The following is a 9155-nucleotide window of genomic DNA, read 5'->3' on the forward strand; positions in this document are numbered from 1 at the left end:
CTCGCGGATCTTGTCGCGCATCGTCGCCAGCGCCTGTTCGTCGTTGAGGAACCGGCCGATGACCTTGATGAACTCGTCGAACAATTTCTGGTGGCGGCGATCGTCGGTGAGCGCCGACAAGAGTTCGGCGGCCAGCGGCGCCAGAGGCACCTTTTCGATCTGCTCCAGCATGCGGCTGGTGACGAAACCGCGCAGGCCCGATTGTTCGACGGCCGCAAGCGTACGCGGCACCAGCCGCACGACGAAGCGCGACAGGCCGGCGGCGCGTTCGGCATCGGCGAGCCAATCGGCGACGAGCGCCGAAAAATCGACCTCGGCGAGTTTTTCACGCACCGGCTCCGTTGCCAGGAAATTAACCTCGATGAAACGGCCGAGATTGTCGGCTATCCGATCCTTGTTTTCCGGGATGATGGCGGTGTGCGGGATGGGTAGCCCGAGCGGCCGTTTGAACAGCGCCACCACCGCGTACCAGTCGGCAAGGCCGCCGATGGTTGCCGCCTCGGCGAAGGCGGCGACGAAGCCGAGCCACGGGTAGCTGGCCTGGAAGGACTTGGCCAAGACAAAGACCAGCACGCAGAGTGCCAGCGCCGCCGTGGCGACGAACTTTGTCCGCCGCAGCGCCGAAAGCTTGGAGCCCGCGTCGGTGTCGAAACGGACGGGCGCCAGCGACTGGGCCGATTGAGACATATGAGCCGCTCCTCGTCGATCCCAGGCTATTTAGTGCGTCGGTCGTCAAAATGCCCGCGACAGCCGATTTTCTCAGCGTTTCGCCTGGCCACGCACATAAAGTTGACGAGAATATTCAGCTATGATGCGAAGCCAGTCTGGAATTATTCCAAGGTATAGGCCATATTCGACCGAGGCCAGCGCGGCGACTCCGAAAATCCGGGTGAAGCCGCGCCGGCAAAGTTCCAGACTCTGGCATGGTTGCACCGCGCCAGCGCTTTGTGAGGATGAAATGCGGCTTACCCGCCAGACCAACTATGCCATGCGCATCCTGATGTATTGTGCCGCCAACAATGAACGGTTGAGCCGCATCCCGGAAATCGCGACCGCCTATTCGGTGTCGGAACTGTTCCTGTTCAAGATCCTGCAGCCTTTGGTCGAGAACGGCCTGGTCGAGACTGTCCGCGGCCGGAACGGAGGGGTACGGCTGGGCCGCGCCGCCGAAGCGATAAGCCTGTTCGATGTTGTGCGCGTGACCGAGGAAAGCTTTGCCATGGCGGAGTGCTTCGAGAATGACGCGGCAGAATGCCCGCTGGTCGACAGCTGCGCATTGAACTCGGCGCTGCGCGAAGCGCTCAACGCCTTCTTCGCCGTGCTTGCCCGCTACACGATCGCCGATCTGGTGGCGGCGCGGCCGAATGTGCGCAACCTGCTCGGTATCGACATGCTGATGGAGCGCCGCGCCCCGGCAGCTTGATCCTGCGCGGGCCGGGCCGAAGACCGCAGATCTAGGCTGCGGATTGCGGCAGCACGAATGGCATGTTGCCGGCCGGCAGCACGCCGACCTTGAGCCGGCAGTCGAACACCTTCTCGATCAGATCGTCACTCAGCACGTCCCGCGGCGATCCGGCCGCGGCCAGCCGGCCGCGATGCATCACGAAGATGCGGTCGGCGAACATCGCCGTCAGATTGAGGTCGTGCAGGATCGCGACCACGCCGCCGCCTCTTCTGGCGAAGTCGCGGGCGATGTTCATGATGATCAGCTGATGCTTGATGTCGAGGCTGGAAACCGGTTCGTCGAGGAAGAGATAGCGCGGCACTCCGTAAAGCACCGGCGCCCAGACTTGGCACAGCACGCGGGCAAGCTGGACACGCTGCTGCTCACCACCGGAAAGCTCCTGGTAGAAACGACCGGCAAAACCGTCGAGATCGACCCGCGCAAGCGCCCGCTCCGGCAGGCGTTCGTCCTCGCCGGGCAGCACGCCCGAGCGTCCACCGACAAGGCCAAGCCTGACGATCTCGCGCACGGTGAAGGGAAAGGACAGGGTCGTTGCCTGAGGCAGCACCGCTCGCACTGTCGCCGCCTCGACCGGCTTCATCGTCGACAGCTCGCGACCGTTGATAAGGATCCGTCCGGTATGGACGAGATCCCCCGACATCGCCTTGAGAAAGGTCGTCTTGCCCGATCCGTTGGGGCCGACGATGGCCGAGATTTCACCTGGCCTGACTTCGAAATCGACGTTGGCGACAATGCGCTTCTTGCCGATCGCCACAGAAACGTCGCGGGCTTCGATCATGAAACACTCCTACAGGGTCTCAAATCTCACAAATCGATCACGCCACGCTTGCGCAGCAGGATCCAAAGGAAGAACGGCGCGCCAGCGACGGCGGTGACGATGCCGATCGGCAACTCTGCCGGCGCCACGATGGTGCGGGCGACGGCATCGGCGAGCAGCAACAGCGAGGCGCCGAGCAGCGCCGAGGCCGGCAGCAGGTAACGATTGTCCGGGCCAATCAGCAGGCGCAGCAGGTGCGGCACGACGATGCCGACGAAACCGATGCCGCCGCTGGCCGCGACGGACGCCCCGACCGCCGCCGAGACACCAATGATGGCTGTGTATTTCAGCCGCTGCACCGGGATGCCGAGATGGCCGGCGGTGGCCTCGCCGAGCGCCAGCGCGTTGAGACCCCGGGCCAGGAACGGCATCGCCGCGAGTGCCAAGACGATGATGGGTCCGACGGAAGCGATCTTGGCCCATGTCGCACCACCGAGCGATCCCAGTGACCAGAAGGTCAGATCGCGCAACTGGCGATCGTCGGCCATGAAGATGAGGATTCCGGTCAGCGCCATGGCAAGTGCCGCCAGGGCGATGCCCGCGAGCAGCATGGTGGCGACAGAGGTTTGCCCGCGTCGCGTCGCGACCTGATAGAGCACCAATGTGGTGGCGAGGCCGCCGAGGAACGCCGCAAGCGGCAGCGCAAGCGTTCCGAGCAATGCGGTCACCGGTGCCAGCATGGTCCCGCCCAGCACGATGATGGCCACCGCGCCAAGGCTGGAGCCGGCTGAAACGCCGATCAGTCCGGGGTCGGCGAGCGGATTGCGGAACAGTCCCTGCATGACGGCGCCACAGACAGCGAGCGCCGCACCCACCAACATGCCGAGGATGACGCGCGGCAGTCGGATGTCATGGACGATCAGGCTGTCACGGGCGTTGAGTGCAGCATCTCCGGCGACGGTGCCAAAGAGCCAATTCCTAATGACGTTCACGGCGGATGCGTCCGACGCCCCCGCTGTGAGCGAAAGCAAGACGGCGCCCGCCAGGCCCAGGCACAGCATTAGGATGACGGAACGGGCGCGGCCGGAACGATCCCCGCTGGATGCACCCATTGCCTTCACCGGACCGGCGATCGACTGGTCGGCCATGATGCTCAGTCCGTGACCTGTGCGCCATAGAGCGACACTGCGAGTTCGTGGATCGCGTCGGCCGTGCGCGGTCCGAAGCCGAGTAGATAGGCGCCGTCGATGCGGATCAGCTTGCGCGCCGTTCCGGCCGGCGTCGAGGCGATGGATGGATTGCCGAACAATTCGTCGTCCGAGACCGGCGGCCCGGCATTGCTCATCATCAAGATCACGTCCGGCCGGGCGGTGATGATCGCTTCGTCGGACATTTGCTTGTAGCCGGAAAAGCCTTCCACCGAATTGACCCCGCCCGCCAGCCTGACCATGCCGTCGGCCGCGGTTTCACTGCCGGCCGCCAGGATCTTGCCACCCTGTATCGAGAGAACGAACAGGACGCGCTTGCGCTCCTTGATCGAGGCTGTCTGCTTTTCGGCGGCCGTGAGTTTGGCATCGAGCGCCTTGGCCAGCACCTCGGCCTTGGCCTCGACCCCGAGCGCCTTGCCGACGATGCGGACCCTCTGGAGGATGCCTTCGCGATTGTACAGCTCGGGCACTTCGATGAAGGGAATGCTTGTCTTCTTCAGCACGTCGACGGCTTCCTTGGGACCGCTGCCGTGCAATGCCAGTATGCCTGTCGGATTGACCGACAAGACGCCTTCCGGCGACAGCTGGCGCATGTAACCGACATCAGGCAGGTCGAGCGCGGCTTTTGGATAATTGCTGGTGGAATCGCGAGCCACCAGACGCTTTTCCTCTCCAAGCGCATAGACGATCTCGGTGATGGACCCGCCGATGGCGGCGATCCTCGAAGGATCGACGAAGACCGAAACGCCTTCGTTGGCGCCGGCCGGCTGCATTGCGGCGAAGGCCAGGGAAAGGCCGATCGCGGAACCGATCATCGATCCGCGCAGGGCGGACAGTCTCGACACAAAACGCATTACACTGTCCTCAGGCTGCCGTCGGGCTTGGAATGCGCGGCAGGTGCTCGGCCAGGAAGCGCCAGTCGTCGCGTTCGCTTTCGCCCTCGTGGCGCTTGCCGAAGAACTGGATGATCATGTCGCCATTGGCGGCATAGACCTCGAGCGAGGTGACATGGCCGTCCCTGGTCGGCTTGCGCACCGCCCATACCTCATGGATGTGATCGGTTCGCAGATGCAGATGAAAGGTCTCGTCCAGCACGTTGATCCACGGCCCCATCGGCTTGATCGACTTGACCGGGCCGGAATGGATCTGGATGCAGCCGCGGTTGCCCACGAAGCACATGATCGGCATCTCGCTTTCGGCGGCGCGATGGAACATGGCGCGCACCGCGTCATTGTCGAGCAGCCAGGCGTAATCCTGGCCGACCATGCGCACCGCCTGCCGGCGGCTGAGCTTCAACGTCTTCAGCATACCGAAGAACTGGTGCACGTCCGTCAGCCGGCCCCAGCGGTCGCGCAGATCGTCCAGGCTCGCAGTCGATGTCCCGGCCTCGTTTTCCTGGTCGAGAACGGGTCCTGAAATCTCGATCGTCGGCCCCTGGTTCGGTGATTCCAGCGAGGCGACCAGCTTCTGGTAGGCATAGAGGCTGGAGGCGGGGCGCAGATGCACCTTGTGCACCGCCTCGCCGGAAGCATCGAAGAATTGCAGGCTGCGGCGGATGTCGTCGCCGTCCCGCTTTTCCAGGGCGAAGCCATGCGCCCAGATTTTCGGGAAGATGCGCAGGTCGATGTTCTCGCCAAGCACCATCGCATTGTGATTGCCGGTGACGACCTTGTCGTAAACGCCGATCTTTTCGTGCACGGCGCTTTCGTTGCGGGTCAGCGCCATCACCTCGCCAACGGCCTCTAGACCGGTCAGAAGGTCATTGACGCGCGGCTCGATGCGAATGACGCCATCACCGCAATGCGCGGCCACCAGCTCGGCCTCCGAAATGCCGAGCTGGCCGGCCAGATCACGCTCGCGCGCTTTCGGATTCTCGGTCCGTGCCCGCCGGATTTCATGCGGAGCGGGTTTTACGCGCTGGTCCATGTCCTTACCCCTGATGCCTTGTCTTACTTGTTGAGAATGAGCTTGCCCTGGCGGGTGATCTTCAGCCGGTAGAGCGCCCCATGATGTTCGATGCCGATCTCGTGCTCGCCCTGGAACAGCGTGTTGCTGGACAGCGTTCGCACCGCCAGCGGAATCCGATCGAAACGGGCGGAGGCATCGTCGGAACGGCGGACGCGATAGCGAAAATCGTTGGGATTATGCGTGTTCATCTGGGTCGATCCCTTTCCTGTGCTGGGCATCTGGCTAGGCGTTGCGAAATTGCCGATTCATTTCTTGACTCGAATAATCATGTTTACTAGTCAGTGCAATACCGGACTAAATGAGTCAACATTTAAGATGCCGGATACGATCAAAAATGCCAGCAAGCCCCAGGCCAGCCAGCATGGAACCTGGGATTTGGAGTTGGGGCATGGGGTCGATGAATTGGGAACGGCGCGGCCGGGCGACGGCGAACGGCGCGGCGGCTTTACTCGCGGGCGTGGCGGCGATCGCCTTGTCCGCGCTATCGGCGCACGCCCAGCAGGCAACGCAGCCGGCGGGCAAGCAACCGGATCAATCGAAGAAGACTGACCAGGAAAAAGCAACTCCCGCGGGCGCGACGCTGCTCGACAAGATCCTGGTGCTCAGCCGCACCGGCGAAACGGCGATCGAATCGCTGGCCTCGGCCAGCCATGTCGACCAGGAACAGCTCGACCGCCGCATGGCGACGACGCCAAACGAGATGCTTTTCGGTGTGCCCGGCGTCGCCGCACAGGCGGACGCCAGGCGCGTCAGCACCAGCATCAACATCCGAGGCCTGCAGGATTTCGGCCGCGTCGCTGTCATCGTCGATGGCGCGCGCCAGAATTTCCAGCGTTCCGACCACGGCACGCAGTCGACCTTCTACATCGATCCCGAGCTCGTCAAATCCGTCGACGTGATCCGTGGCCCGGTCGCCAACACCTATGGCTCGGGCGCCATTGGCGGTGTCGTCTTCTTCGACACCAAGGATGCCCAGGATTTCCTCAAGCCTGACGAGAGCTGGGCCGGTTCCGTCACCGGACGCTACGAGAGCAACGGCAAGGGCTGGACATCAAGCGCATCCGGCGCTTATCGCGTCAGTGAGAACTGGGAGGTGCTGGGCAACATCGTCTACCGCGACTACGACAACTACAAGGACGGCGACGGCGACACCGTCAACGGCACTGGTTTCGACGTGCTGAGCGGCCTGCTCAAGACCACCATCCGGCCGACCGAGAACAGTGAGCTGAAGCTTGGCTGGGTCGGATCGAGCGACGGCTGGGACGAGACCAGCGGCGGCGTGCCTGTGAATGATATCGACCTGAAGTCGAACACGTTCACGGCCCGCTACAACATCACGGACGAAGACAAGAGCTGGCTCGATCTCCACATCAACACCTCCTACAACAAGACCAATCTCGGCCTGACCAGTCTTGTCCCGCAGAACCGCTTCGATCCGGTCTCCGGTCTTCCCGTGGTGCTGCCGGCAGGATCACAATCGACATTCGATGTCGGCACGGCCGGTATCGATATCTGGAACACGTCACGGTTCGAAACGGGCGGCATCGCGCATGAACTGAGCTATGGCGGCGACTGGGTCGGCGACAATGTCAAGACGGGCGGCGCGGCCGGCGGCGACAGTTTCTACACCCCTTCGGGCAAGCGGAACGTGTCGGGCGCCTACGTCCAGGACAAGCTCACCTGGGACTGGCTCGAAGTCATCGCCGGCCTGCGCTACGACAGCTACATCCTGAAGAACGACACGCACGATATTTCCGGCGACAGGCTATCGCCGCGCGTCACGGTCGGTGTCTCGCCTTTCGAGAGCGCCGGCCTTGCCGGCCTGCAATTCTACGGCACCTATGCGGAAGGCTATCGCTCGCCCTCGATCACGGAGACTCTGATCAGCGGCAACCATCCGGCAGGCGTCAGCTTCCCGTTCCTGCCCAATCCAAATCTGCGGCCTGAAACCGGCAAGACGACCGAATTCGGCGTCAACTACAAGCAGAACGACATCTTCGAGGCTGGCGACGCCTTGCGCCTGAAGGCAGCCTATTTCAACAACGATGTCGACGACTATATCGACGGCGTGACGCTGTCGCCGTTCGCTCCGGGCAGCGGCTGCCCCTTCGGCCCCGGCATCCCGATCTGCTTCCAGTATCAGAATTTCGCCAAGGCCAGGATCAACGGTTTCGAACTGGAAAGTGTCTACGACGCGGCGTGGGGCTATGCCGGCCTCTCGGCTTCGATCACGAATGGCCACACAGTTTCCTACAAGGGCGTGGAGGCCGACCTCGCCACGATCCCGTCCTCTCAGGTCACCGCGCAACTCGGCTTGCGCTTCCTCGAGGACAAGCTGACCGTCGGGGGCGAAGTGCAGTACAACGGCAAGCCCAAGGGCAATGCGGTGGCCACCGACTATACGCTGGTCAACGCCTTTGCCAGCTATCAGGCGACCGACGATCTGAAGGTCGATTTCCGTGCCGACAACCTGTTCGACGTCAAATACGCCAACCCGCTGAATGGCGGCACGACGGTCGCCGTCTATGAACCCGGCATCACGCTGAAACTGGCGGCAACCATGCGATTTGGAGGCTGATCCATCATGACGAGCTTGACGACATCGCTTCGTCTGCTGACCTCGGCGCTGGCGATGTCGCTTGCGATGGTTCCGGCGTGGGCTGAGCAGTCCGCGCCGGTCCTGACCCTCGAACTCAATGCAGCGCAGCCTTCCGACAAGGGCTGCCGCCTGACCTTCCTGGTCAGCAACAATCTCGGCGCCGACCTCATCAAGGCGGCGTTCGAGATCGCCCTGTTCAACGAGGCCGGTATCGTCGACCGGCTGACCGTGCTCGACTTCAAGGACCTGCCGGCCGGCAAGACCAAGGTGACGCGCTTTGACCTGGCCGGCACTGACTGCACCAAGGTCAGCCGCGTGCTGATCAACAGCGCCACGGAATGCGCCGGCACGGGCGTCGAGCCGGCCGCCTGCATGCGCAAGCTGAAGACGGACACCAGGACCGGCATCGCTTTCGGAGTCTGAGGGCGGCGGTGGGACTGGAACTCGACTTGGCACGACATATGGTGGCCCGGCCCCTGGCCGGCCTTCCGCTGTTTGAGCCAGTCCATCTTGATTTGACAATGACGCCTGGGCCGCTGCATTTTCCGCCGCGCGACATGCAGGAAATCAGTCCCCTCCGCGACGCCGGCGACGAGTTGGCCATCGTGCCGGCCGAGCCGCTTGCCCAGACACGGCCGCCGGCCGGCAACGGCAAGTGGGCAACGGCGATCGCCATCTCCGGCCTGCTCCATGCCGCGGTAGCGGCGGCTTTTCTGGTCTCACCTGCCGGCACGCTTGTTTCTAGGGAGACGGAGCAATCGGAAGGCGGCGATCACACAGGCGACAAGGTAGCCGGCAGTGCGCTGGACAAGGACCCGACGGCAATGAATGTCACGTTGGTGCCGAGCCAGCCGCCGGCCAACCCCCCTCAGGCAAAGGCAGCCAGGCCGGCGCCGCCGACGGAACCTTCGCGGCCCGCGCCGGAAGCTGTGACACAGGATCGCGAGCCCGCCCGGGACGCCGCGAAGCAGGCTTCGGAGCCCTCGCAGGAACCGGCCAAACAGCCAATGGTGACACCCGACATACTGGTGACGGCAAAACCCCGCCCGGACGACCAGAGCGTGGCCGCCAGGAACGAAACGCAGGCGCAGCCGAGCGTCCAGGCCGAAACCGTCGAGATGCCTGTCGCCGCTCCCGATCACCCGTCGACCCCCTATG

10 protein-coding genes and 1 pseudogene are annotated in these 9155 nt (G+C 63.5%); 5 read left to right on the top strand and 6 right to left on the bottom strand.

Annotated features, from left to right (window positions below):
• Nucleotides 1–687 (bottom strand): DUF445 family protein (locus tag EOA36_RS17910; RefSeq protein WP_127278766.1); only part of this gene is annotated, 687 nt, incomplete at its 3' end.
• A 271-nt stretch (nucleotides 688–958) separates the two neighbouring features.
• Between EOA36_RS17910 and rirA the strand changes: the two genes are divergently transcribed.
• Complete coding sequence (gene rirA / locus EOA36_RS17915; RefSeq protein ID WP_127278767.1) at nucleotides 959–1423, top strand: iron-responsive transcriptional regulator RirA; 465 nt, start codon at nucleotides 959–961, stop codon at nucleotides 1421–1423.
• 31 nt (nucleotides 1424–1454) lie between these two features.
• Here rirA and EOA36_RS17920 read toward each other — a convergent pair whose 3' ends face one another.
• The 5 genes from EOA36_RS17920 to hemP are packed head-to-tail and all read right to left on the bottom strand — an operon-like array spanning nucleotide 1455 to nucleotide 5586.
• Nucleotides 1455–2243 (bottom strand): heme ABC transporter ATP-binding protein, encoded by a 789-nt coding sequence (locus tag EOA36_RS17920; RefSeq protein WP_127278768.1) that lies wholly within the window; start codon nucleotides 2241–2243, stop codon nucleotides 1455–1457.
• A gap of 26 nt (nucleotides 2244–2269) precedes the next feature.
• Nucleotides 2270–3370 (bottom strand): iron ABC transporter permease, encoded by a 1101-nt coding sequence (locus EOA36_RS17925; protein WP_127278769.1) that lies wholly within the window; start codon nucleotides 3368–3370, stop codon nucleotides 2270–2272.
• 5 nt (nucleotides 3371–3375) lie between these two features.
• Nucleotides 3376–4284 carry a hemin ABC transporter substrate-binding protein gene (locus EOA36_RS17930; protein ID WP_127278770.1) on the bottom strand — a complete coding sequence of 303 codons (909 nt, stop codon included), beginning with the start codon at nucleotides 4282–4284 and terminating at the stop codon, nucleotides 3376–3378.
• Between the two features lie 10 nt (nucleotides 4285–4294).
• Nucleotides 4295–5356 carry a hemin-degrading factor gene (locus EOA36_RS17935; RefSeq protein ID WP_127278771.1) on the bottom strand — a complete coding sequence of 354 codons (1062 nt, stop codon included), beginning with the start codon at nucleotides 5354–5356 and terminating at the stop codon, nucleotides 4295–4297.
• 23 nt (nucleotides 5357–5379) lie between these two features.
• Nucleotides 5380–5586, bottom strand: a complete 207-nt coding sequence (gene hemP / locus EOA36_RS17940; RefSeq protein ID WP_027051401.1) for a hemin uptake protein HemP — start codon at nucleotides 5584–5586, stop codon at nucleotides 5380–5382.
• Here hemP and EOA36_RS38335 point away from each other — a divergent pair.
• The 4 genes and pseudogenes from EOA36_RS38335 to EOA36_RS17955 form a co-directional block, all read left to right on the top strand.
• Entirely contained in the window at nucleotides 5579–5947 is a 369-nt protein-coding gene (locus tag EOA36_RS38335) for a hypothetical protein (RefSeq protein ID WP_245464397.1), read from the top strand. The genes hemP and EOA36_RS38335 overlap by 8 nt on opposite strands.
• Complete coding sequence (locus tag EOA36_RS17945) at nucleotides 5871–7976, top strand: TonB-dependent hemoglobin/transferrin/lactoferrin family receptor (protein WP_245464398.1); 2106 nt, start codon at nucleotides 5871–5873, stop codon at nucleotides 7974–7976. Before EOA36_RS38335 ends, EOA36_RS17945 begins: the two co-directional genes overlap by 77 nt.
• 6 nt (nucleotides 7977–7982) lie before the next feature.
• Complete coding sequence (locus EOA36_RS17950) at nucleotides 7983–8420, top strand: hypothetical protein (RefSeq protein ID WP_127278773.1); 438 nt, start codon at nucleotides 7983–7985, stop codon at nucleotides 8418–8420.
• A gap of 98 nt (nucleotides 8421–8518) precedes the next feature.
• Nucleotides 8519–9155 (top strand): annotated as a pseudogene (locus EOA36_RS17955) (energy transducer TonB); the annotation flags it as partial.

The organism is Mesorhizobium sp. M8A.F.Ca.ET.021.01.1.1 (genome assembly GCF_003998025.1).
Classification (GTDB): domain Bacteria; phylum Pseudomonadota; class Alphaproteobacteria; order Rhizobiales; family Rhizobiaceae; genus Mesorhizobium.